Here is a 21,848-nt window from a genome sequence, read left to right on the forward strand (position 1 = left end):
CCTCTCCCTCACGGGAGAGGAATATTGCGAAGCAAAAACTCACAGCGTAATGCGGATCTCCCCGCCCTGCGGCGTAAGCACCACACCCGGCTCACTGCCGGATTGCGTGGCACCTTGTACACCCGCAATCTGCGCGATATTGCGCAGGCACAGCGTCCAGTTGTGCCCCTCGCCTTCGCTACACACAGTGATCACCCCCGCGTTGCGTTTGGCTCGCAAACGGAAGATCACCGCACCGCTGGCATCCGGCACGTCGCATAACGCTTCGCGTCCCTCTTCCAGCGCAAACAACTGGAAAGCGGTACCGTCATGCCAGGCGTAGTCCGGACGCTGGTCGTTGCTGCCGAGCGCCAGCAATGTGTTATCCCGCACGTAAACCGGCAGGCTCATAAAGTCGTGGCGCTGTTTATGCCAGCAGTTGCCGGGTAATGTGTCGTTGTGCCACAGATGCGTCCAGCGTCCTTCCGGCAGGTAAAACTGCACATCACCCACTTCACTGAACACCGGCGCGACAAGCAGCGCATCGCCAAGCATGTATTGACGGTCAAGATAGTCACAAGCCGGATCGTCCGGGAAGGAGAGCATCATGGCGCGCATCATCGGCAAACCGGATTCGTGTGCCAGTGCTGCCTGCCGGTAGAGGTACGGCATCAGGCGGCATTTCAGTTGCGTGAAGTGGCGCACCACATCGCAGGACTCGTCATCGTACGCCCACGGCACACGATAAGATTTGCTGCCATGCAAACGGCTGTGGCTGGAGAGCAGGCCAAACGCGCACCAGCGTTTGTAAACATGCGCGGGTGCGGTGTTTTCAAAGCCGCCAATATCATGGCTCCAGAAACCAAAACCAGACAGGCCAATCGATAGCCCGCCGCGCAGGCTTTCCGCCATTGACTCATAGTTGGCGTAGCAGTCGCCACCCCAGTGAACCGGGAACTGTTGCGCGCCGACAGATGCCGAGCGGGCAAACAGCACCGCTTCCTGCTCGCCAACGGTTTCTTTCAGCACGTTCCACACCAGCTCGTTGTAGATGTAGGCGTAATGGTTATGCATTTTCTGCGGACACGCGCCGTTATGCCACACCACATCAGTCGGGATGCGCTCGCCAAAGTCGGTTTTGAAGCAATCCACGCCCATCGCCACTAACGCTTTGAGTTTATCCGCATACCACCGGCAGGCTTCCGGGTTGGTGAAATCATAAATCGCCAGCCCCGGCTGCCATTTATCCCACTGCCACAGTGAACCGTCCGCGCGTTTCAGCAGATAGCCCTTCTCTTTCAGCTCGCGGAACACCGGCGATTTCTGGCCGATATAAGGATTTATCCAGACGCAGATTTTCAGCCCGCGCGCTTTCAGGCGTTTAATCATTCCTGCCGGATCCGGGAAGGTCACCGGATCCCACTCAAAATCGCACCACTGGAAAGCCTTCATCCAGAAGCAGTCGAAGTGGAAAACGTGCAGCGGTAGCTGGCGCTCCGCCATACCGTCAATAAAGCGGTTAACCGTCGCTTCGTCATAGTTGGTGGTAAACGAGGTGGTGAGCCACAAACCAAACGACCAGGCTGGCGGCAACGCCGGACGACCAGTAAATTGCGTATAGCGGTTCAGCACATCCTGCGGCGTTGGGCCGTCGATCACGAAATACTCCAGATATTCGCCCTCAACGCTGAACTGCACTTTGGACACCTTCTCCGAACCCACTTCAAACTCCACCGCTTGCGGATGGTTTACCAGCACGCCGTAGCCACGATTGGTGAGATAAAAGGGGATATTTTTGTACGACTGTTCGGTGCTGGTGCCGCCGTCGCGGTTCCAGGTTTCCACCATTTGCCCGTTGCGCACCAGCGCAGTAAAACGCTCGCCGAGGCCATACACCGTTTCGCCCACGCCCAAATCCAGCCGCTCAAACAGGTAATTGCGACCACTGTTGCCATCCTGCACGTAGCCGTTGTTTTTCAACTGGCTACCGGTAATGCGCACGCCATCGCGCAGGAAATCGAGCGCCCAGTTTTCACCTTTACCAATGCGCACACTGAGCGCGCCGCTTTGCAGCTCGGCAAAATCGTCGGTATTGCGCATTTCCACGTGGACGTCTTGCGCAACATTAAGCGGGAAGTGCGGGCCGTTATCTATTGCTCCCTGAAAATGTTCGATGCGCACGCCAATAATCCCTTCCTGCGGCGAGAAAAAACGCAGGGTGAAGAGCGGCGTATCCAGTTGCCAGGTGCGCTCGCGCACGTCGCGCGGGGCGGCATAGACCACCATCTCATTACCCTGTTGTTCGACTTCAAACACCTGCACCGGCTGGATCAATATCAGACCCGGCTGGATAAGCCAGTTGCCATCACTGATTTTCATGCATGACTCCTTACAGTAACTCTTCCCGTGGTGAAACATGCCCAAACCGTTGCTGGCTGCGGTGCTCGCCACGCGCCAGCTGTTCCATGATCGTTTTGAGAAGCGGTGTTTTCAGGGTGTAGTAGCGTTTGGCGATAAAGGCGCTGAGCAAATAGCAGGCCGCCGGAACCAGCGTAAACAGCGCAATGATGATGCTGATGGTGGCGCCGTTCTGGCTTTGCGCCGTGGCATTGTAACCACCACCCGCCAGCGCCCAGCCAATCAGTGCACCGCCGAAAGCGAGGCCAAGTTTCAGCACAAACAACGTGCCCGCGAAGCTGATGCCGGTGAGACGTTTACCGTTGCACCATTCGCCGTAATCGACGGTGTCGGACATCATCACCCACTGGATCGGCGTAACCAGCTGATGCAGCACGCCGATAACGAAGATAAAGATGAACATGGTGACGCTGGCCTGAACCGGCACGAAGAACATGGCAATGCTAAGCACGGTGAGCGCCGCGTTGGTCCACCAGAAGATGGTGACTTTGCATTTCCAGTCGGTGAGCGGCTTAGCCAGTGCGCTGCCAATCAGGTTGCCGACACAGTAGGTAGTGAGAAACGCGGTGAAAATGGCGGCATCGCCCATGATCCAGGTGACGTAATACATCATCGCGCCGCCGCGCACGCAGACCGCGAGGATATTGAGGATGGTCAGCAGACCCACGATGCGCCACTGGTCGTTTTGCCAGATGTCGCGCAGATCTTCGCGCATGCCGGTAGTGCTCGGCGGCGCCTGGATACGCTCTTTGGTGGTGAAGAAGCAGAACGCCAGCATCATAAAAGCGACCACGGAGAGCACCGCGATGCCGCCCTGAAAACCGAAAATTTTGTCATCGCCGCCAATCAGTTTCACCAGCGGCATCATCAGCACGGTAGAGAGCATGCCGCCCGCTGTCGCCAGCACGAAGCGCCAGGATTGCAGCGAGATGCGCTGCTGCGGGTCGTTGGTGATCACACCGCCGAGGGCGCAATAAGGAATGTTGACCACGGTGTAAAGCAAAGTGAGTAACGTATAAGTGACAGCGGCGTAGATCATCTTGCCGCTGAGGCTGAGATCCGGCGTGCTGTAGGCCAGAACGCACACAATGCCGAACGGCAGCGCGCCGAAAATTATCCACGGACGGAACTTACCCCAGCGGCTGCGGGTGCGGTCGGCGAGCAGCCCCATGCACGGGTCCGAAACGGCGTCTAATGCACGCGCCAGCAGAAACATGGTGCCGACAAACCCGGCGGGGATGCCAAAGATATCGGTATAAAAGAACATCATGTACAGCATTACGTTATCAAAGACGATATGGCTGGCGGCGTCTCCCATGCCGTAGCCAATCTTTTCTTTCACAGAAATAATCTGACTGTCCATTTTTGTTTCCTTTACGCATGAAAAATACGCAGAAAGCGGTTTCAGACGTTGTAAACGATTGGATTTCAGCCGGGTATTGCGAATTCTAGTTATCTGATTACGTTTATTCTTTTCTGTGATCACGGTTCCTTTAGCGGGTGAAAAATAGCTAAGCCATGGAAAAGATGAAGATTTATCTTAAACAACCGTTTGCGGCGGGAGCACAATGAGAAAATTTATGACGGAAGTATGTGGTAAATGCCTGAAAGTAGCTATAATGCGCCCCGCCTCCATGTAGCAATGCAGGCGCGGAAGATCGTCATCTCCGGTGAGGTGGCTGGACTTCAAATCCAGTTGGGGCCGCCAGCGGTCCCGGGCAGGTTCGACTCCTGTGATCTTCCGCCAAAATGAACTTCTACCAAATATTCAAATAACTTATTAATGCACATTCTTTATTCCTCCAGCTTATATTTATTGGCCTCCCCAAAAGATATATTTAAATTTATGTGAGATGGTTCCAAATATCAGCAATTCAGCCAATATTATATTCACTATTATCTGATAAATTAGAGATTCACTCTTAAAAGGATGAATATATGACTGCTGCTATTCGTTTTCGGGCCTCTTGCATCAAAACATTATCATCTGTAGAAGCCAATCCAGAAAAATCACATCAGCATGAGTTTAACGGAGTTAAAGAATTAAAAGCTTTATTAGGTATAGATGAATTTAAATGCGATGCGAAATTCTCTATACGGGGATCTCAAGTCTCAAATCGTGCACAAGTTACCTGGTATGACGCTCGCACTTCACATTTGTCGAGATCAGAGTATCGTCTCTATTTTACTCAAAATGAAGTTATGGATAATGCTGCTGAAGGCGACAATATAATCATAGGATATGATACGAATGATAACCTGCAGATTATATTAATAAAAATTGGAACTGCTTCGCATGAGGGGTTAATTAAAAATTGGCGAGAAAATTAACCATGCCTGTTTTGATTCACTGTCGCTAGTATAATTATGGCGTAAAAAAATAATTACCCATCAATATTTAGAAATATATTTATAGAAGAAACATAATTAAGGGAAAATTTTCTAATTCGCTCAGAATAAAAAAATAATATTTTTTATTCTTTTTCTTTTTCTTTTTCTTTTTCGCGTTCTACCTCAAACCGCAACCTACAAGCCTCTTTAACCCACTTGCTAAAATTCCCTTTTCCCGCCGCTTTCTCAATCTGTTCCAAAAGATCATCCTCAAATCGGATGTTCTTCATCGTGCTTTTGGTTCGATCAAAATTAAGCTTCTTTTTTTCTTGCATGGTAGGTACCACTTCGGTTACGTTATGTTCATGTGGTACCTACCACATGAAATTGGATTTCGTAAACAACGCTCCGATGTGCAGGAACACAACCGGAGCGTCTAACCATCCCCAACTATCAAGGAGTTGATAATGGCTGATCCGCATTCTACCTCAGACTTCACCATCGCCGGAACCGAGCACAACGTAATTGTGCGATATCGCCCGAATCAGGGCGACGCGAGCACGCCGAGCATCACGCTTTCCGGCAAGTGGCTGCGCGATGCCGGGTTTAATACCGGGCAACATATTCTGGTGAAAGTGATGCAGGGCTGCATCGTGCTGGTGAAATACAGTGATAAAGAGGAGTGGCTGGCGACGGCGCTGGATAAAACGCGCAAGCAGCTCAGGGAAGTGAAGGACGTCATGAAAAACGCGTATCTGCAATCACGGCCAGACTGAATCCTGCCGATTTGCAGCATGACAAATACAGCGTGCCTGCGGGCAGGCTGTATTTGCCGGGGCGGAAGGAAATGAAAAGACCAACCTGGAAGGTGTTTTACGGTGGGAAGAACGCGGTGAAATCGGCAGCATCGGTTCAATATTGCACGCCAAAAAACGTGTTAAAAGTCGTTCGTTTCCCCCTCTCCATCGCCATTTTTAAGGAGTAAGATAAGCGCCTCGAAATTCCACAGACAACAACCGATGAAGCGCTTCCTTTTTATTCTCTCCACCGCCTTTATTTTCAACACCAGTTTTGCTGCCGCCCCGTTGCCGAAAGACGTTCAGGATTTCCGCAACCTTGCCGAAGAGTGCGAGCATTTCGCCGGCGAGCAGGATTCGGATCTCGACGAGCAGCGCCAGAAAGAGCTGGATGCCAGCCTGCAAGCCACCTGCGGCAAAGCGGTGGTTCAGCTCAAAACGCTGCGGGAAAAATACAAAAATGACACGGCATTAATGAAAGTTATTAATGCCTATGATTTCTGACGGCGGTTTGCAGCACGCAAAAAAGGGGGCACTTGCCCCCGTTCGTTATTACGCTTTCTGTAATGGATAATCCAGGTAGCCTTCTGCGCCGCCGCCAAAGAATTTCTCTCTGACCGGTTCGTTCAGCGGCAAGTTATGTTGCAGGCGGTACGGCAGATCCGGGTTAGCGATAAACGGTCGGCCAAAACCAATTAAATCCGCCCAGCCTTTCGCCAGCGCTTCTTCTGCGCGCTCCGGCGTGTATTTGCCTGAGTAGATCAGCGTGCCGTGGAAAATAATGCGCAGTGCTTCTTTAAACGCCGCAGGCATCACCGGCGCGTCGTCCCAGTCCGCTTCGGCGATGTGAATGTAAGCAATGCCAATCGCATTCAGAACGCTCGCCGCCGCGAGATAAGTGGCTTCCGGCGTATCATCGCGTGAACCCATCAGCGTAGTAAGCGGAGCCAGGCGAATACCGACGCGTTCTTTACCAATCGCCGCAGAAACGGCTTCCACCACTTCTTTCATAAAGCGCAGGCGGTTTTGCAGCGAACCGCCGTATTCGTCGTCGCGCAGGTTCGACTGCGAATCAATAAACTGGTTAATCAGGTAACCGTTCGCGCCGTGTAATTCGATGCCATCGAAACCGGCAGCAATTGCGTTACGCGCCGCTTGTGCGTAATCGTTGACGATAGCGGGAATTTCCTCCACAGCCAGCGCACGCGGCATGGAGTGCTGCACCATATCGCCCACGCCATTTTCCGGTCCGCGCCCTTCCACATCGACAAACACTTTTACGCCTTCGGCCTGAATCGCCGAAGAGGAAACCGGTGCCGCGTTACCGGGCTGCAAAACGGTGTGGGAAACGCGCCCCACATGCCACAACTGAGCAAAAATTTTGCCGCCCGCGTGATGCACCGCATCGGTCACTTTTTTCCAGCCAGCAATTTGCGCATCGCTGTAAATACCCGGCGTCCAGGCGTATCCCTGACCCTGCTGGCTGATTTGTGTACCTTCGCTGATAATCAGCCCGGCACTGGCGCGCTGCGCGTAGTAATCCGCCATCATGTCGGTGGCCACATCACCCGTTCCGGCTCGGGAGCGGGTCATTGGCGGCATCACAATCCGGTTAGTTAACGCGAGCGTATTCAGAGAATATTTATCGAATAACATGGTGGCTTATCCTTACTTGATTCGGTCGATGTGGTTGCGGTTAACAACCTGATGCGAAGCAGGATAGGCGCACAAGAGTTTTGAATAAACAGCAACAAAAGCAATAAACTATTGCTACATGGTCAATAAAGAACGCTGACGAGTCCGCAACGCAGGTATATGACAGAAACTGCCAGAGTAAAGAGGTGAAACCACAGGTTCTGAAGCAGGCTTATTCGCGCGTCTTATCATCTTTAGCTCATTCGTCCCGATACGGGGAAGAAATATCGCATCCGCCATGACTTTTCCTTCGGAGCAACAAAAACAGTCGTTCCAGTTATTATAAATATGGATAAGCTCCGCCATACTGTTTAAACCCAGTTTACGTAATATCGCATTTTTATAATTACTGACGATTTTCTTATCAATACCCAGTGACTGCGAAATCGCGTCACTGGACTGATAATCAAGAAATCGCAACATAATTTTATATTCCGTCGCGCTAAAGTGGACTTCGCGAAAGGAAGAGATCTCTTCATGCCCCTTCAGAAAGTTAAGTATCTTTCTGATCTCGTGCCGCAGCAAAGATACCGAAGAGGATTTATCGATTGTAATAAATCGAGTGCAAATAAAAGAATTAAACCCTTTTTCTTCACTTAAAATATAGAGCAATGAGTTCATACTAAAAAACAATATTTTCCCATCTCCCCGATCATAGGCAACCAGCGTATGCGTTGCATGTGGGTTAATGGCTTTAAGCAGCTTATCCATGCCCATGACAAAATAGCTATCCTGAGAGATGATATACATATCCAACCTCCGGGAAATAATATTTGCCAGCGAATTATGGCGAAAACAAAATTATGTCTTCGTTTAATTTGAAATGTGATATCGCGTTTGGCATCACGATACCATTATTAATTTAAAAAATAATCAAATAAATAAAGCACAAAAAAATGCTACCGCCCATGGCTTTCACCAAAGAATGCTTAAATGAACGATTTCAGTAGTAGCCATAAAATCCATAAAAAAAGCCGTTTAATCCATAATGAAAGCCATGGGTACCTGGGAATAAATTTCACTTAGGAAAAAACGAAGTTTTAGGAAGTAATCGTCCAAAAGTATTAGCTTTAAATTAAATAAAAATGCAGCAATAAAGTTTAACATGCTTAAAAAACAGAAAAACTTTAAAATTTAATAAGTTAGAACTCATAAAATAAAAACAGTAACACAGAGTAATAAAAAATTAGTCACTAAGGTTACATTACGCAAGGAAACCAATAAGAGATTAGGAATTTTCACAAACATCAAAACCTATGGGTGTAATAGCCCATACCAATCAAATTATTAGGAAAGCAGAAAATAGTTGAATTAGAAAAAATATATTCTCGCGAATAAATATTCGCTAATAAAACATCGTCTGCCGTAGCGCTTATGGAGAGTTCACGCTGACAAATATGCTGGCTAAGCAAAACACGGTAAATCCCCCTTGGGATTATAGGTAATATCTGCCAAATTGCCTTGCCGGGAGGGAAAGTGCGTTTGCAGGGATGAAGAAGAACACTTACATTCAAAGACCCAACCTTGCTTTTCAACATGTTATTTTTCGGGAAGCGTTATGCCGTTGATTGATTTTACCGCCGCTGCGGCGGTGTGCAGGGGGTGCCGCTGATGGCGATAAACACGCCCTGGTTTCGCAACTGGTTACAGCTTATCGCCCTTTCATTGCTTTTCGTGGCCGTAATGGAACTCATCCATCTGCCTGCCGCGCTCCTGTTGGGGCCGATGTTTTCCGGCATTATTCTCGCCATCTTCAACCGGCCGGTTACCGTCAGTAAAAAATACTTCGCCGCCGCGCAGGCGGTGGTCGGTGCGATGATTGCGCATGCGATCCCGCCGTCCGTGTTTGGCCGCATCGCCGCCGACTGGCCACTGTTTATCAGTTGTATTTTCTCCGTTATTTTCGCCAGCGCGATTCTTGGTTGGATCATGGCGAAATTGCAGGTTTTCCCCGGTTCAACAGCCATTTGGGGATCGTCGCCAGGCGCAGCGGCGGCCATGACGATTATGGCTGAGAGCTTTGGCGCGGATGTCCGTCTGGTGGCGTTTATGCAGTATCTGCGGGTGATGATCGTGGCGCTGGTCGCAGTACTGGTGACCCGCATGTGGATGGGCACTGAGAACGCGGATCACGTGGTCGCCACCTTTACGTTGTTCGGCCCGGTGCGCTGGCTACCGTTTGCCGGAACATTACTGGTAATTGCAGCAGGTTACCTGATTGCCCGCTGCGTAAAAATTCCCTCCGGGCCAATGTTGATAACGTTGGCACTGGGAATAATCGTTGAAGATACCGGTTTGCTGTCGCTGGAATTGCCGCCGTGGCTGCTGGCGCTCTCCTACGCGATGATTGGCTGGAGTATTGGTTTACGTTTTACGCGAGAGATTGTCTGCTACGCTGCCCGCGCATTACCGCGCGTGCTGCTGTCGGTTCTGACGCTCGTCGCAGTGTGCTGCGGTTTTGCCTGGTTACTGGTGCAGTTCGCCGGGATCGACCCGCTTACCGCTTACCTTGCCACCAGCCCCGGCGGGGCGGATACCGTGGCGATTATCGCTTCGTCAAGCCAGGTGGACATATCGTTTGTGATGGCGATGCAGACCGGGAGGTTTATCCTGGTGCTGATAACCGGCCCGGCGATTTCCCGTTTTGTGGCGAAACGGCTGGGGGCGCAATCATCTGGTTAATGCGAGGTCCAGTCCTGCAAGCGCAAGCCAGGTATGCGGGCGAACTCGCGAGTGTTATTGCTGACAAGCACCAGTCTCAGTGAGCGAGCATGTGCGCCAATCATGGCATGATATGGCCCGACTGGCGTACCCGCTCTGGCTAACTCCGCACGCAACTGGCCTGTATGAACAGCAGCATCGACACCCTATGGCAGCACTTCAGGCGTGCCGTAACCCCTTCCACAACACGCAAATTTTTTTCGGGGATGGCCGATTTCTCGGCACCCTAAATCAGCTCCATTAACGTGACAGCGCTGATACACATCTGCCCGTTGTGCTGATTAAAAGCCTGCCTGACGATTTCAGGTTTGTTCTTGATAGTGAAAATGCAAATATTCGTATCCAGCATAAATTTGATCATCAAAAGTCTTCCCTGTTTTGCTCCCCTGGCTGCTCCCGTGCAGCCATAAAATCTGGTGACACACTTTCACCATCAAACCAGCTATCCCAGGCCTCTCCGGAGGGGGTACGGAACGTTCAAATAGCAATCGTCAGGCTAACCGCAGTTGCTCAATTACGTCTGCCACCTCGCGGCGCGCATCGCCGGTGAGCGTTTGCAATGGCGCGGGCAAGCACGATGCGCCCGCTAAACCCAGCAGTTCCGCCGCAGTGGCCATCACCCGCAGGCTACCGCCGTAGCGTTTACAGATGTCCCACAACGGTTGCAGCGCATCAGAGTGCGCACGCGCCCGCGTGAAATCTCCTGCCTGCGCCGCATGGGAAATCGCCAACGCCGCTTGCGGAAACAACCCGCCAAGCACCGAATACCAGACGCCGCATCCGGCGCTAAGACCATCAACCGCGCTGGCATCGCCGCTGATACCCAGCGTGATGCTCTGCGGAATTCGCGGGCGCAGGCGCGCAGCTCGCTCGGGTGCGGAAATCGGTGGGATTTTGATTGAGCCAATATTGGGCAACTGAGCAATACGCAGCAGCAGTTCGTCGCTAAAGGTGAAATGGGTGGTGCCGGGGTTATCGTACACGCAGAGTGGCACAGAGAGTTCGCGCGTAACGGCAGCAAACAGGCTGAACACTTCCTCTTCGGTTAAACCGTGGTAGGAAACCGGTGCCAGTAGCACGGCGCTAACGCCCGCTTTCTGCGCGTCTTCCGCCAGCCACAGCACATCGCGTGTGCGCAACGCGCCAATCCCGGCAATCACCGAAACCGCGCCGGAATGTTCCGTCGCCAGGCGCAGCGCATTAGCCCGCTCGGTACGGCTGAAATAGGGATAGCACCCCGTCGAACCCAGTGCGCCAATCGAATCGACCCCGGCAACGCGCAGCCGTTCAATCAACTTCACGTAAGCCGTTTCATCCAGCCGTTCGTCGCGCAGCGGCGACAGCGGAAATGCGCTCAATCCTGTGAAATCCATTCTTCCCCCTTCAGAGATCAAACCCGAGCCTGTTTTTTTCAACACGACAGCCCGGCATCATACGTTGCAATCCGGCGATCAGTTCGTCGCCTGCCTCACATAATGCGTCCAGCGGCATTTCCGGCAGGCTTTCGAGGATAAACCACATCTGGCTGTCGGCAGCGCTCAGGCGGGTGCGCACGCCCTGCCGCCAGTTCCAGCGGCGGCACGTTACGCCAGTGTCATCGCGCCAGATAACTTCTCCCGGCTCCGGTGATTCGTGCGCCAGCTCGCCCTCTTTCATCATGTCGAACAGCTCCGTACCGTCAGCGAGCGTCAGACGCGGCGCGCCGTGATAGGCCGCAATGTTCTCGCCACCGACGGGAATAGCGTAGCGCAGGCTGATGGCATTATAGAGATCCACCACCGGGTCAATTGCAGGTACCACGCCGTCGCGCTGCACGCGTTTTCGCAGCGCTTGTGCCGAGCAGGGCGTGCGTTTTGGCTTTGCGCCAAAGCGCTTAAACACCTCATCCCATGCCGCCAGGTGCGCATCCGCCCATACCGGGCCGCCCGTAGCCACACACTCACAGGCGCTCGCCAGTACCGTTTCTCCCACTTGCGGGTTCACTAGCGGCGCGGCATCAACATAAATGCTAAGTGCGCGAAAACCAGGGGCGATGGCGGAAAGACGGGCATCGATTGACGGCTGAACGGAAAGCATCGGATAATCCTTTTTAGTGACCATTTTATTGCACAGTATCGACCGATGACCAAAAAAGTCAATAAACCGACCGACTCAGGCGCGGATGTTCATCGCGTCAGTGAAGCGGTGGCAACGCGTATTAAAGCGTTTCGTAAGCAACAAAAACTCTCGCTGGATGAGCTTTCCCGCCGCGCGGGTGTCAGCAAAGGCATGCTGGTCGAGATCGAAAAATGTCTCGCCAATCCGAGTATCGCCCTGCTGTGTAAAATCGCCGCCGCGATGGGCGTTTCGGTGGCCGATATCGTCGATGTCGCCAGTAAACCGACCGCACATCTGATCGAAAAAGAAGACATCCCCACGTTGTGGCAGGGCGAAAACGGCGGCACTGCGCGGTTGCTGGCAGGCACCAGCGGGCCGGATATGCTGGAGATGTGGCGCTGGGAGATGTTCCCCGGCGAGCGGTTCGCCTCGCCAGGCCACCCTTCCGGCACCGTGGAACTGCTGCACGTTGAGCGCGGCACGCTGCACATTCAGGTTGGCCAAACGGCGCTCGTCGTGGGTGAAGGCTGCTCTGCGGTGGCACAAACCGACACCGCGCACCACTATGCCAATGAAAGCAGCCAACCTGTTATTTTCACCATGACGGTAAGCGAACGTCACTCATGAATTTGGCGCATAACGTCATTATGATTTAATGGCGTTATCATTTGTGCCGCACTGATTAAGATACCGTTCCGCCCTTGTCGGCGTTCCCTTCGCGACTTAATCAGGATTTTATGAACAACAAGCTACACGGGCCGCTATTTCTCGCGATCCTCAGCGCGCTGATGGCCTTTACGTCCCTGTCGACGGATATTTACCTGCCCGCGATGCCCTTGATGGCGAAAGAACTACAGGGCGATATTGAACTGACCATCACCGGCTTTTTGGTCGGCTTCGCGCTGGCACAACTGGTATGGGGGCCGATCAGCGACGCAGTCGGTCGTCGTACGCCGCTGTTTATCGGCATGCTGTTGTTTATCATCGGTTCTGCCGGATGCGCGCTCTCTACTGAAATCCACCAGATGGTGTTCTGGCGCGTGTTTCAGGCTTTCGGTGCCTGCACCGGCCCGATGCTGGCGCGGGCGATGATCCGCGATCTGTTTGCCCGCACCCGCGCGGCGCAAATGCTCTCAACCTTAACCATCATTATGGCGATAGCGCCGATCGTTGGGCCGCTGGCGGGCGGGCAAATTATTCAAATCACCAGCTGGCACGCCATTTTTTTGCTGCTGGCGGGAATTGGCGCGCTGATGTTTCTCTCGCTCTATTTCCTGCCGGAAACCTTACCCGCCGAAAAACGCACCAAAGCCTCGTTGCCGGGCGCATTTCGTAACTACCTCGCGCTGCTGCGTAACCGCGCGTTTATGCGTTACACGCTGTGCGTGACCTTCTTCTACGTCTCTGCCTATGCCTTTATTACCGGTTCGCCGTTCGTTTACATCCGCTATTACGATATTGATCCGCAATATTACGGCTGGCTGTTTGCCGTCAATATTGTCGGCCTAATGGGGGTGAGCTTTCTGAACCGGCGGCTGGTGCAGCGCCATCCGCTGGATAAGTTACTGAAAATCGCCGTCACGGTTGCCGCGCTGGCTATGGTGGCCCTGGCACTGGCAGTGAAATTGCAGTTCGGCGGCATTGCTACGGTGATTATTCCGGTGTTCCTGTTCTTCTCGATGAACGGCATTATCGCTGCCACCTCAACCGCCGCCGCGCTCGACGCCGTTCCCTCTATCGCCGGTTCCGCTTCGGCGCTGATTGGCTCGCTGCAATATGGCAGCGGTATTATCTCTTCGCTGCTGCTGACGTGGTTTCGCGACGGAACACCCTGGACGATGGCGTGGATCATGGCGCTGTTTACCCTTGCCAGTGCAGTCATGGCGCTACGCCGCCATTGATGAGTTTTACTCATAAGCTCATGCCGATTTCCCCCAATAGTGTAGGTAGTCAGTGAGGATTATGATCGCCCTGTCACTTTTCCTTTCGAAGTGGATAGGGCGCAGAAAATCGGGTTACTTACCGGTGTCAGTCGCAGTTCTGGTCGCGACGCATTCAACGATTTCTCGCCTGCCAGCTACGCTTTAAAACGTATTCAAACACGGGAGAACAGCATGAAAATCATCCGCAGCGCCTCGGTTCCCTCTGCGCAAGGGCCGCAGGACTATTTCACTGGTCGCGTACGTCTCGACGCGCCGTTTAAAGCCGACGAACCCGCACGCGTGGGTGGCGCGATAGTCACTTTTGAACCCGGCGCGCGTACCGCATGGCACACCCATCCACTAGGTCAAACGCTGATTATTACGCACGGAAAAGGGTGGATTCAGTGCGAAGGCGAAGCCGTCCAGGAGATGAATCAGGGCGATATCGTCTGGATCCCGGAGGAGGTGAAGCACTGGCACGGCGCAACGGCTGAGAACGCAATGACGCATATCGCCATTGCCGAATCGCTCAACGGCAGCCCGGTTACCTGGCTTGAACATGTTACCGACGAGCAGTATCACGGCTAATCCGGAGGCATAATGAGCAACGTAGAAAATAAAGATTAGCCGAAAGCGCAGCCGAGCTGGTCTGCCCATTATGGGCCGCATTTCTGCGAGATGGGCCGAAAAAATCGAATATGGACCCTATTTTTCTTACCATGAGCCGTATTTGCCTTTATGATGGGCCGTATTAACATTTACGGCCCACAAGGCTAAGCGGGTTGGGTAAGGAGAAAGTATGGCTGTACGAGACGAAATACTGGTGACGATCCGCGAGAAAAATACGCCCGTCAGTTCCAGCGAACTTGCCCAGGCGCTCCAGGTTGGCAAGTCGACAATCAAACGCCACCTTGAAGTCCTTATCAACGAAGGATTATTGCGTAAAGAAGGAGTGGGAAAAGCCACCCGCTATACACTATCCCGTGCTGCGCTTCATCGCCTGGTGATGGCTGCAAACGAATCTCCTGCGCCATATAATGCCCGGTCTCTGTTGACCTACCTTCAGTCTCCGCTTACCACACGAGAAATCACCGGTTATGTCCGGGATTTCGTCGATGCCTACATCCCTAACGAAACATTTTTACTGTCTGAAGCGCTTGCGGAAACCCTGCTGAACGAAGGCCAAATGGCGGGCCAACAGCCTGCCGGAACCTATGCCCGAAAAGTACTGGAACAACTGCTGGTCGATCTCTCATGGTCCTCTTCTCGCCTGGAAGGCAACACCTATTCACTGCTGGCAACAGAAGAGCTGTTTCGCAGTGGCAGGGAAGCGGGAGACATGGATGCGGTAATGCTGCTCAACCATAAACAAGCCATTGAGTTTCTTATTGATGCGGTTCCGCAGTACGGGCTCACAACACCTGTCATCAGCAATCTGCATTCGATCTTAATGAGTGATTTATTGTCGGACTCAATGGAGCTTGGCAGCATAAGAACCAAAATCGTTAACGTCAGCGGCACGACATATACACCTCCACAGACGCCTGTTTTGCTTAAAGAAATGTTTGAAATCATTGTTGAGAAAGCAAGGCTGATTAAAAACCCGGTTGAATCCGCGTTTTTCCTGTGGGTCAACCTTGCTTATCTACAGCCCTTTGAAGATGGCAACAAGCGGACAAGCCGGCTCGCCGCAAATATTCCGTTGATGATTTACAACAGCGCTCCCCTCTCCTTTCTCGACGCAGACCCCACCGAATACGCCTATGCCATGATGGGGATTTATGAAAAACGAGACGTCTCCCTTGCCGCTGAGCTCTTTGAGTTTTTATATCGCCGTTCAATTAAAAAATATGCTGTCACACTCGACGCGATGGGTGTACCTGACCCGTTTCGGTTTCGTCATCGCGAAGCGTTAAATGAAGCGATTGGTTATGTGGTTCGCGAAAGGCAGAACCTGGACGCCGCGCTAACGTCTATCGTCCTCGACGAGGAAGAAACGGCTCGTTTCAAAGCGCTGTTGCAGGAAGAACTGCGCATCCTTGAGGTGTATAACTGTGCGCGGTACCGCCTGCCGATGGGGTTAGTGAAAAAGTGGATTGAAGATGGAAGGCCTCGCTAGCCCCCCACCAATACTTTTCACTTTTGTAGGCGCGGACGCTATCTCTGCGCCACGCCGTGGGCGTAGCGCAGGTGCAGATCCTGCTCGAACTGTTCGCGTAGCGACGCCGGAGAAAGAATGCCGATATCCGGCAACCAGTAGCGCAACCAGCGAAACAGCGTGTGCGGATCGGTGATGGCGGTCGCGAGCGTTAAGCTACCGTCATCATGCTGTTCAACAATGCGTTGTGCCGGAAACAGCGCCCGGCGGGTAACATACTCGGCAGCGTGCGCCGAGACGCGCAGCAGCGCTTCCACCCGCGAGCCAAAACGGATGCCGACGCTGTTTTCCAGCTCCGCCAGCACCTCCGCATGGGGTTCAAAACAAAGAGTCGTGCTTTTCAGGTTTTCGATTCGCGCCACTTCAAACGCTTTCAGCCGTCCATTTTCCACCGCCGCCAGATACCAAAGACCGTACTGGTTAATCAGCCGATAAGGCTGCGCACACCGGGGTTTATCGCGATAGTGATATTCCACTTCGCAATGCCCGGTAATGGCGTGATTAAGCTGATTAATGACATCTTCAATTTGCCGGTTCTCCCGGCTACTCGGCGCGTGAAACGTAATATTGCCACGGTGCTGCATACTGTTACGCAGTGATTGACCGTCATTACGCGGAAACAGGTGCGCCACGCCGGTAAAATCGGCGAACTCCGCCAAATGGCCGTTATGCAAGGCAGGAAGAAGATGGACGCTGAGTTTATAACGCCCCGGTGAAACCTGATCGAGAATATGCCCAAGCCGTGCCAGATCGCGATAAGCCGTACGTTCCGTGATACCGAATTTTTCGCACAGCCACGCTTTATCAATGATCTTTCCCTGATACAGTGCCGCGAAGATCTCGCACAGCCGCTCAATCAACGGGTCGTGTTTTCTGTCGTGACTATCCTTCATTGTGACGGGTTCCGAAATACAAAGTCTCAGGAGACGTTAACGGTTACGGCCTGACCCACGCGCCACGGCCCTGTTTTCCAGGTAACACCTTGTTTTTTCATAGTGGTTAACGGCAATAACACGAAAAACTAAAATGAAATTTCCGCCCAAAGCGCAACAATTACACAATGCCATGATTTCGCTCAGGGAAAGATAAACGATCGCCCTGACAGGGTGTGTCACTTGGGGATTTTTTGCACATTACTGCTGCGTTTACTTCAACAAAACCTCAACAGATCCGCCGCTTACACTCTTCCTTCTATGGGCGATACCGCCAATCACTAACGACTCAGGTAGTTACCGTTAAGCGTGCTGGCGGTGTCTACCGCACTCTGATGGCGAAAGACACCCGCGTGACTTACGCCGGTTCGATGGGCAAAGTGAGGGCTCACACGCCGCCAATAAGTGCGCAGATAAGTTGCGTTATATTCTTGTTTGCCGTTGTTTTAAAAGCGTATTGCGGTCTGGATTGGTGCGCGGCTATAGCTCAATTGCGCATCAGGTTATGCAGCCCGGCAGCGGTATACCGCTCCGGGCAATGGGGATCAGGCACCGGCTTTATTCAGCGCGGCGATTTCATCTGCGGAGAGGTTTAACGATACGGCGGTGACAAAGCTGTCGATATGCGCCAGTTTGGTGGCGCTGGCAATCGGCGCGGTAACACCCGGTTGCTGAATCAGCCACGCCAACGCCACTTCGGCGGGTTTCACATTGTGGCTGGCCGCCACGCTTTCCAGCGCCTCAACAATGGCGAAACCACGCGGGTTCAGATATTTGGCAATCCCCTGCCCGCGCTGGCTTTGGCTCAAATCTTTTTCACTGCGGTATTTACCGGACAAGAAACCGGACGCGAGGCTGTAATAGGTCACCACGCCAATGTTTTCCCGCACTGTTAAATCCTGCAACGCGCCTTCAAAGCTGGAACGGTCGTAAAGGTTGTATTCTGGTTGCAGCACCTGGTAGCGCGGCAGACCTTTAGCGTCTGCCACTTTTAACGATTCGCCCAGTTGCTCGGCATTCAGATTAGATGCGCCAATGGCGCGGATTTTCCCGGCTTTCAGCAGCTTTTCATACGCGCCGAGTGTTTCGTCATACGCAGTGTCACTGTCCGGCCAGTGTGAGAAATAGAGATCGATATAGTCCGTTTTCAGGCGGCGTAACGAATCTTCCACCGCCTGGGTGATCCAGCGCGCGGAAAGGCCTTTCTTACCCGCTTCGCCCATATCGGCGCCGACTTTGGTAAACAGCGTCACTTTGTCGCGCGCACCAGGATGCGCCGCCAGCCAGTTGCCAATAATGGTTTCCGATTCGCCGCCTTTATTGCCCGGAGACCAGCGCGAGTAAACATCGGCGGTGTCGATAGCGGTAAAACCTCGCTCCAGCAATGCATCCAGCAAGCTGAAGCTCTGTTTTTCATCGACCGTCCAGCCAAAAACGTTGCCGCCGAAAACCAGTGTCGGGATCTGTAACCCTGTTGTACCCAGTGAACGTAAAGCCATGTGCTGATACCTCCGTAAGCGTGCGTAATGTTCTACGCAAAGAGGTTAATCCTGGCGCGCAGTGGCGTACATTTTTTGGTCATCCGTGCGGTTTAAACGCTGGGTGAGTTTGCAGCAACGCGGTGATCGGGCGCAGATGTTCACGCAACACGCTATGCAAATGGCGAATTGCCGGGGAAAACTGTTTGCGATGCGGGCAAATCAGGTTCAGCGGCGTGGCTTCGCCGGGGTGCTGCGGCAACAGCACTTCCAGCCGCCCTGCCAGCACATCAGCGCTGATATCGATCCACGATTTATAAATAATGCCCATGCCTTCCAGCGCCCAACGCCGGGCAACATCGGCGTCGTCGCACAGCATCCGGCTTTTGACGATCAACTGGCGGCGCATGCCGTTTTCTGGAAAGCTCCATTTGTCATACACCTGACTGTTCATGGTGAAAAGTAAACAGTGGTGATTGACCACGTCATCCAGCGTTTGCGGGCGTCCGTGCTGCGCCAGGTAAGCCGGTGCCGCCGCCAGCACCCGGCGGTTATCTTCCGCCAGCGGCAGCGCGACATAGCTGTTGTTGTCCAGCACGCCGTAACGAATGGCGATATCGACCGGATCGCGAAAGACATCGCTGATTTGATCGGAAAGCGAAAGCCGCAGCGACACTTTGGGGTGCTGCTCGCAAAAGCGCGTAATCAGCGGCAGCAGAACATTGCGGCCAATATCGGAAGGCACCGCCACGCGCAACTCGCCCTGAATCTCTTTATCGCCGCTGTGCAAACTCTCGGCACCGGCGGCGACCACCGCCAGCATCTCCTGCGCGAAAGGGAGATATTTTTCCCCTTCGGCGGTAAGGCGCAAACTGCGCGTGGAACGCACAAACAGGCGTTTATCCAGATCGCGCTCCAGCCGGTGTACCGCCGCGCTCACCTGGCCTGGTAACAGCCCGGCTTCACGCGCTGCATTTGAAAAACTTCCCAGTAGCGCTGAACGGACGAACAGCGTGACATCTTCCAGCCGAATCATGGTTTCTCCGCAGGATGAATAACAGGCGAGTGGCTTCTCTGTTTTGCCAGAAAACCGCGCCCGGGCAAACCCCATTTTCACTCGCCGAGTGAAAGTGCTGCCTTTTTACACCGATTTATCTTGTGCCGCTTTGCGTTTATTCTCCTCACACTCTACGGGACGGTTCGTCCCGAATTTTCATACATTGCGCCAGGAGAATAACGATGACACTTGATGATGCCGTAATTGCCCGCCATACCGTGAAAGCCTTTGAACCCGGCAAAACGCTGCCGCAGGACAAAATCGACACGTTGCTCAACGTGCTGCAAAACAGCCCCTCTTCAGTGAACTCGCAACCGTGGCACTTTGTGGTCGCCTCCACGCCGGAAGGCCGCGCGGCAATGGCGAAAGCCGCCACCGCTGCGTTCGTTTATAACGAGCCGAAAATCGTCAATGCGTCCCACGTTATTGCCTTGTGCATACGCAGCGATCTTGATGAGCAGCATCTGCAAAATGTTCTGGAACAAGAGCAGAAAGAGGGTCGCTTTAAAGACGAAGCGGCAAAAGCGGGCCAGGATAAGGGTCGCCGTTCGTACGTAGCGATTCACCGTTATGAACAACGCGATTTGCCACAGTGGATGGAAAAACAGGTTTATCTGGCACTGGGCGGCCTGCTGCTGGGTGCGGCAATGCTGGGGATTGATGCCACACCGATGGAAGGTTTCGACCAGCGCGAGCTGGATCTCTCCCTCGGCCTGCGTGAGAAAGGGCTGACCAGCGTGGTGCTGGTGTCGCTCGGTTTTCGCAGCGACAACGATTTCAACGCCGCGCTGCCAAAATCGCGCCTGCCGCGCGACGAGATTTTTACCTTTATTTAAGCCTTCAGCGCTTCGGTATGCCTCTCCTCGCCAGGAGAGGCATTGCGCGTTCCAACAATTCCCGATAGCGAACAGGCGGCAGGTTAAATCGTCGCTTTTTCTGCATTCATGCCCGGCACGAGGATCACTTTGCGGCAATCTTCGGCATGCTTATCGAAGATGTCATACCCGCGAGCAGCCTCTTCCAGCTGCAGGTGGTGCGTGACGATCTCTTCCGGTTTCAAATGGCCGGACTCAATCAGCGGTAACAAATCCGGCAGATACGCATGCACATGCGTCTGGCCCATTTTGAATGTCAGCCCCTTGTCAAAAGCATCGCCAAACATGAAGGCATGGATAAATCCGGCATACACGCCGGGCACGCTGACAATCCCGCCCCGGCGCGTAGCAGCGATCGCTTGTCGGAGCACTTTCCCGCTGCTGCCTTCGATTTTCAGCGTGCTGAGCACCGTTTCGGTGGTGCTGCCTTTGGCTTCAAATCCCACGGCATCGATAACGGCGTCAACGCCACGGTGTCCCGCCGTGTTTTCAATTATCCAGGCGGCGGGATCGTCATTTTTATCGAAGTTAATCGGTATCACGCCATAGCGATCGCGGGCAAAAGCCAGCCGGTAGTCGCTGTCATCAATCATAAAGATCTGTTCTGCCCCCTCCAGACGTGCGCAGGCCGCCGTGAGTAAACCGACTGGTCCGGCACCGTAAATCGCCACGCTGGAACCGGGTTTCACCTCGGCGTTTTTCACCGCCTGCCACGCGGTAGGCAAGATATCGGAGAGAAACAGCACTTTCTCATCGGCCAGCGTATCCGGTACTTTAAACGGCCCGGTGTTGGCTTTCGGCACCCGTACATATTCGGCCTGGCCGCCGGGAATACCGCCGTACAAATCGCTGTAACCAAACAGCGCCGCAGGCGGCGTGATGCCTTTGCGGTTCAGCGCCGCGCCTTTGCCGGAATTGGTTTGCTCACAGGCCGAGTACTGGTGAAGTTTGCAGAAGAAACATTCCCCGCAGGCAATGACAAAAGGGATCACTACCCGGTCGCCTTTACTGACGGCATGAACACCCGGCCCGGTTTCCACCACTTCGCCCATAAATTCATGACCGAATATATCGCCGTGATTGGTGCCCGGTATTTTCCCGTGGTAAAGATGCAGGTCGGAGCCGCAAATTGCCGTTGCGGTAACACGAAGAATAATATCGTCTGAAGATTCGATAACCGGGTCGGGGCGGTTATCAACGCTAACTTTATGCGCGCCGTGATAAGTCAGTGCTCTCATATATCCTGTTCCTTATAAGGTTCAGACAGAACTGATAAGCATAGAACAGACCAGAGCAGAGAAATAAAATAGGCAGTAATTCTTAATATAAGCGAAACGGTTATTTACAACGACAATCACTGACCGTTTAAATTACCGCCGCGCTTATTT

Annotated in this window: 20 protein-coding genes, 1 tRNA gene and 1 pseudogene; 10 read left to right on the forward strand and 12 right to left on the reverse strand. The window is 53.1% G+C overall.

Going from position 1 to position 21,848, the window contains the following annotated elements; all coding sequences use genetic code 11:
- Window positions 1–39 precede the first annotated feature (39 nt).
- Both yicI and E0L21_RS19665 read right to left on the reverse strand, forming a co-directional pair.
- A complete protein-coding gene (yicI, locus tag E0L21_RS19660) occupies window positions 40–2,358 on the reverse strand; it encodes an alpha-xylosidase (RefSeq protein WP_131412450.1) in 2,319 nt (772 codons plus the stop codon).
- 10 nt (window positions 2,359–2,368) lie between these two features.
- Window positions 2,369–3,760, reverse strand: a complete 1,392-nt coding sequence (locus tag E0L21_RS19665) for a glycoside-pentoside-hexuronide family transporter (protein ID WP_131412452.1) — start codon at window positions 3,758–3,760, stop codon at window positions 2,369–2,371.
- 289 nt (window positions 3,761–4,049) lie between these two features.
- Here E0L21_RS19665 and E0L21_RS19670 point away from each other — a divergent pair.
- Both E0L21_RS19670 and E0L21_RS19675 read left to right on the forward strand, forming a co-directional pair.
- A tRNA-Sec gene (locus E0L21_RS19670) sits at window positions 4,050–4,144 on the forward strand.
- A 191-nt stretch (window positions 4,145–4,335) separates the two neighbouring features.
- The gene (locus E0L21_RS19675; protein WP_131412454.1) at window positions 4,336–4,728 is read left to right on the forward strand and encodes a type II restriction endonuclease; all 393 of its coding nucleotides are present in this window, start codon (window positions 4,336–4,338) and stop codon (window positions 4,726–4,728) included.
- 143 nt (window positions 4,729–4,871) lie between these two features.
- On the opposite strand, the gene E0L21_RS19680 is transcribed toward E0L21_RS19675, so the two are convergent.
- Window positions 4,872–5,063 carry a YlcI/YnfO family protein gene (locus E0L21_RS19680; RefSeq protein WP_131412456.1) on the reverse strand — a complete coding sequence of 64 codons (192 nt, stop codon included), beginning with the start codon at window positions 5,061–5,063 and terminating at the stop codon, window positions 4,872–4,874.
- Window positions 5,064–5,195: 132 nt separating this feature from the next.
- On the opposite strand from E0L21_RS19680, the gene E0L21_RS19685 reads away from it, so the two are divergent.
- Together E0L21_RS19685 and E0L21_RS19690 are read left to right on the forward strand one after the other, a co-directional pair.
- Window positions 5,196–5,504 carry a SymE family type I addiction module toxin gene (locus E0L21_RS19685; RefSeq protein ID WP_131412458.1) on the forward strand — a complete coding sequence of 103 codons (309 nt, stop codon included), beginning with the start codon at window positions 5,196–5,198 and terminating at the stop codon, window positions 5,502–5,504.
- 243 nt (window positions 5,505–5,747) lie between these two features.
- The gene (locus E0L21_RS19690; protein ID WP_131412460.1) at window positions 5,748–6,029 is read left to right on the forward strand and encodes a hypothetical protein; all 282 of its coding nucleotides are present in this window, start codon (window positions 5,748–5,750) and stop codon (window positions 6,027–6,029) included.
- A gap of 48 nt (window positions 6,030–6,077) precedes the next feature.
- Here E0L21_RS19690 and E0L21_RS19695 read toward each other — a convergent pair whose 3' ends face one another.
- Both E0L21_RS19695 and E0L21_RS19700 read right to left on the reverse strand, forming a co-directional pair.
- Window positions 6,078–7,181, reverse strand: coding sequence for an alkene reductase (locus tag E0L21_RS19695; RefSeq protein ID WP_131412462.1), 1,104 nt, complete (start codon window positions 7,179–7,181; stop codon window positions 6,078–6,080).
- Between the two features lie 114 nt (window positions 7,182–7,295).
- Window positions 7,296–7,970: a helix-turn-helix transcriptional regulator gene (locus E0L21_RS19700; protein WP_131412464.1), complete on the reverse strand. Its 675-nt coding sequence runs from the start codon at window positions 7,968–7,970 to the stop codon at window positions 7,296–7,298.
- An 861-nt stretch (window positions 7,971–8,831) separates the two neighbouring features.
- Here E0L21_RS19700 and E0L21_RS19705 point away from each other — a divergent pair.
- A complete protein-coding gene (locus E0L21_RS19705; protein ID WP_131412466.1) occupies window positions 8,832–9,902 on the forward strand; it encodes an AbrB family transcriptional regulator in 1,071 nt (356 codons plus the stop codon).
- Here the strand turns inward: E0L21_RS19705 and vapC are convergent.
- From vapC to E0L21_RS19725, 3 genes and pseudogenes are all read right to left on the reverse strand, one after another.
- Window positions 9,899–10,302 (reverse strand): annotated as a pseudogene (gene vapC / locus E0L21_RS25260) (tRNA(fMet)-specific endonuclease VapC). The gene E0L21_RS19705 and the pseudogene vapC overlap by 4 nt on opposite strands.
- Window positions 10,303–10,432: 130 nt before the next feature.
- Window positions 10,433–11,314, reverse strand: a complete 882-nt coding sequence (locus tag E0L21_RS19720; RefSeq protein ID WP_131412468.1) for a dihydrodipicolinate synthase family protein — start codon at window positions 11,312–11,314, stop codon at window positions 10,433–10,435.
- A 10-nt stretch (window positions 11,315–11,324) separates the two neighbouring features.
- Window positions 11,325–12,017 carry a B3/B4 domain-containing protein gene (locus E0L21_RS19725; RefSeq protein ID WP_131412470.1) on the reverse strand — a complete coding sequence of 231 codons (693 nt, stop codon included), beginning with the start codon at window positions 12,015–12,017 and terminating at the stop codon, window positions 11,325–11,327.
- Window positions 12,018–12,062: 45 nt separating this feature from the next.
- Here E0L21_RS19725 and E0L21_RS19730 point away from each other — a divergent pair, with 45 nt between their 5' ends.
- The 4 genes from E0L21_RS19730 to E0L21_RS19745 all read left to right on the forward strand — a co-directional run bounded on the left by E0L21_RS19730 (window position 12,063) and on the right by E0L21_RS19745 (window position 16,079).
- The gene (locus E0L21_RS19730; protein WP_131412472.1) at window positions 12,063–12,665 is read left to right on the forward strand and encodes a helix-turn-helix domain-containing protein; all 603 of its coding nucleotides are present in this window, start codon (window positions 12,063–12,065) and stop codon (window positions 12,663–12,665) included.
- Window positions 12,666–12,775: 110 nt separating this feature from the next.
- Window positions 12,776–13,939 carry a multidrug effflux MFS transporter gene (locus E0L21_RS19735; protein WP_131412474.1) on the forward strand — a complete coding sequence of 388 codons (1,164 nt, stop codon included), beginning with the start codon at window positions 12,776–12,778 and terminating at the stop codon, window positions 13,937–13,939.
- A 213-nt stretch (window positions 13,940–14,152) separates the two neighbouring features.
- The gene (locus tag E0L21_RS19740; RefSeq protein WP_131412476.1) at window positions 14,153–14,548 is read left to right on the forward strand and encodes a (R)-mandelonitrile lyase; all 396 of its coding nucleotides are present in this window, start codon (window positions 14,153–14,155) and stop codon (window positions 14,546–14,548) included.
- A gap of 211 nt (window positions 14,549–14,759) precedes the next feature.
- Window positions 14,760–16,079: a Fic family protein gene (locus E0L21_RS19745; RefSeq protein WP_131412478.1), complete on the forward strand. Its 1,320-nt coding sequence runs from the start codon at window positions 14,760–14,762 to the stop codon at window positions 16,077–16,079.
- 38 nt (window positions 16,080–16,117) lie between these two features.
- Here E0L21_RS19745 and E0L21_RS19750 read toward each other — a convergent pair whose 3' ends face one another.
- The 3 genes from E0L21_RS19750 to E0L21_RS19760 all read right to left on the reverse strand — a co-directional run bounded on the left by E0L21_RS19750 (window position 16,118) and on the right by E0L21_RS19760 (window position 19,564).
- A complete protein-coding gene (locus E0L21_RS19750) occupies window positions 16,118–17,011 on the reverse strand; it encodes a WYL domain-containing protein (protein ID WP_131412480.1) in 894 nt (297 codons plus the stop codon).
- Window positions 17,012–17,595: 584 nt separating this feature from the next.
- Window positions 17,596–18,549 carry an aldo/keto reductase gene (locus E0L21_RS19755; protein ID WP_131412482.1) on the reverse strand — a complete coding sequence of 318 codons (954 nt, stop codon included), beginning with the start codon at window positions 18,547–18,549 and terminating at the stop codon, window positions 17,596–17,598.
- Window positions 18,550–18,628: 79 nt separating this feature from the next.
- The gene (locus E0L21_RS19760) at window positions 18,629–19,564 is read right to left on the reverse strand and encodes a LysR family transcriptional regulator (protein ID WP_131412484.1); all 936 of its coding nucleotides are present in this window, start codon (window positions 19,562–19,564) and stop codon (window positions 18,629–18,631) included.
- A gap of 203 nt (window positions 19,565–19,767) precedes the next feature.
- Between E0L21_RS19760 and nfsB the strand changes: the two genes are divergently transcribed.
- The gene (gene nfsB, locus E0L21_RS19765; protein ID WP_131412487.1) at window positions 19,768–20,421 is read left to right on the forward strand and encodes an oxygen-insensitive NAD(P)H nitroreductase; all 654 of its coding nucleotides are present in this window, start codon (window positions 19,768–19,770) and stop codon (window positions 20,419–20,421) included.
- Window positions 20,422–20,504: 83 nt separating this feature from the next.
- Here the strand turns inward: nfsB and E0L21_RS19770 are convergent, their stop codons facing one another.
- Window positions 20,505–21,698 (reverse strand): zinc-dependent alcohol dehydrogenase, encoded by a 1,194-nt coding sequence (locus E0L21_RS19770; protein ID WP_131412489.1) that lies wholly within the window; start codon window positions 21,696–21,698, stop codon window positions 20,505–20,507.
- Between the last annotated feature and the right edge of the window lie 150 nt (window positions 21,699–21,848).

The sequence above is a fragment of the Kosakonia quasisacchari genome (assembly GCF_004331415.1).
GTDB classification, from domain to species: Bacteria; Pseudomonadota; Gammaproteobacteria; order Enterobacterales; family Enterobacteriaceae; genus Kosakonia; species Kosakonia quasisacchari.

What these genes read in the sequence shown, in the direction of transcription:
- yicI (WP_131412450.1), bottom strand. Translation starts at nt 2,358, where the DNA reads ATGAAAATCAGTGATGGCAACTGGCTTATCCAGCCGGGTCTGATATTG.
- E0L21_RS19665 (WP_131412452.1), bottom strand. Translation starts at nt 3,760, where the DNA reads ATGGACAGTCAGATTATTTCTGTGAAAGAAAAGATTGGCTACGGCATG.
- E0L21_RS19675 (WP_131412454.1), top strand. Translation starts at nt 4,336, where the DNA reads ATGACTGCTGCTATTCGTTTTCGGGCCTCTTGCATCAAAACATTATCA.
- E0L21_RS19680 (WP_131412456.1), bottom strand. Translation starts at nt 5,063, where the DNA reads ATGCAAGAAAAAAAGAAGCTTAATTTTGATCGAACCAAAAGCACGATG.
- E0L21_RS19685 (WP_131412458.1), top strand. Translation starts at nt 5,196, where the DNA reads ATGGCTGATCCGCATTCTACCTCAGACTTCACCATCGCCGGAACCGAG.
- E0L21_RS19690 (WP_131412460.1), top strand. Translation starts at nt 5,748, where the DNA reads ATGAAGCGCTTCCTTTTTATTCTCTCCACCGCCTTTATTTTCAACACC.
- E0L21_RS19695 (WP_131412462.1), bottom strand. Translation starts at nt 7,181, where the DNA reads ATGTTATTCGATAAATATTCTCTGAATACGCTCGCGTTAACTAACCGG.
- E0L21_RS19700 (WP_131412464.1), bottom strand. Translation starts at nt 7,970, where the DNA reads ATGTATATCATCTCTCAGGATAGCTATTTTGTCATGGGCATGGATAAG.
- E0L21_RS19705 (WP_131412466.1), top strand. Translation starts at nt 8,832, where the DNA reads ATGGCGATAAACACGCCCTGGTTTCGCAACTGGTTACAGCTTATCGCC.
- E0L21_RS19720 (WP_131412468.1), bottom strand. Translation starts at nt 11,314, where the DNA reads ATGGATTTCACAGGATTGAGCGCATTTCCGCTGTCGCCGCTGCGCGAC.
- E0L21_RS19725 (WP_131412470.1), bottom strand. Translation starts at nt 12,017, where the DNA reads ATGCTTTCCGTTCAGCCGTCAATCGATGCCCGTCTTTCCGCCATCGCC.
- E0L21_RS19730 (WP_131412472.1), top strand. Translation starts at nt 12,063, where the DNA reads ATGACCAAAAAAGTCAATAAACCGACCGACTCAGGCGCGGATGTTCAT.
- E0L21_RS19735 (WP_131412474.1), top strand. Translation starts at nt 12,776, where the DNA reads ATGAACAACAAGCTACACGGGCCGCTATTTCTCGCGATCCTCAGCGCG.
- E0L21_RS19740 (WP_131412476.1), top strand. Translation starts at nt 14,153, where the DNA reads ATGAAAATCATCCGCAGCGCCTCGGTTCCCTCTGCGCAAGGGCCGCAG.
- E0L21_RS19745 (WP_131412478.1), top strand. Translation starts at nt 14,760, where the DNA reads ATGGCTGTACGAGACGAAATACTGGTGACGATCCGCGAGAAAAATACG.
- E0L21_RS19750 (WP_131412480.1), bottom strand. Translation starts at nt 17,011, where the DNA reads ATGAAGGATAGTCACGACAGAAAACACGACCCGTTGATTGAGCGGCTG.
- E0L21_RS19755 (WP_131412482.1), bottom strand. Translation starts at nt 18,549, where the DNA reads ATGGCTTTACGTTCACTGGGTACAACAGGGTTACAGATCCCGACACTG.
- E0L21_RS19760 (WP_131412484.1), bottom strand. Translation starts at nt 19,564, where the DNA reads ATGATTCGGCTGGAAGATGTCACGCTGTTCGTCCGTTCAGCGCTACTG.
- nfsB (WP_131412487.1), top strand. Translation starts at nt 19,768, where the DNA reads ATGACACTTGATGATGCCGTAATTGCCCGCCATACCGTGAAAGCCTTT.
- E0L21_RS19770 (WP_131412489.1), bottom strand. Translation starts at nt 21,698, where the DNA reads ATGAGAGCACTGACTTATCACGGCGCGCATAAAGTTAGCGTTGATAAC.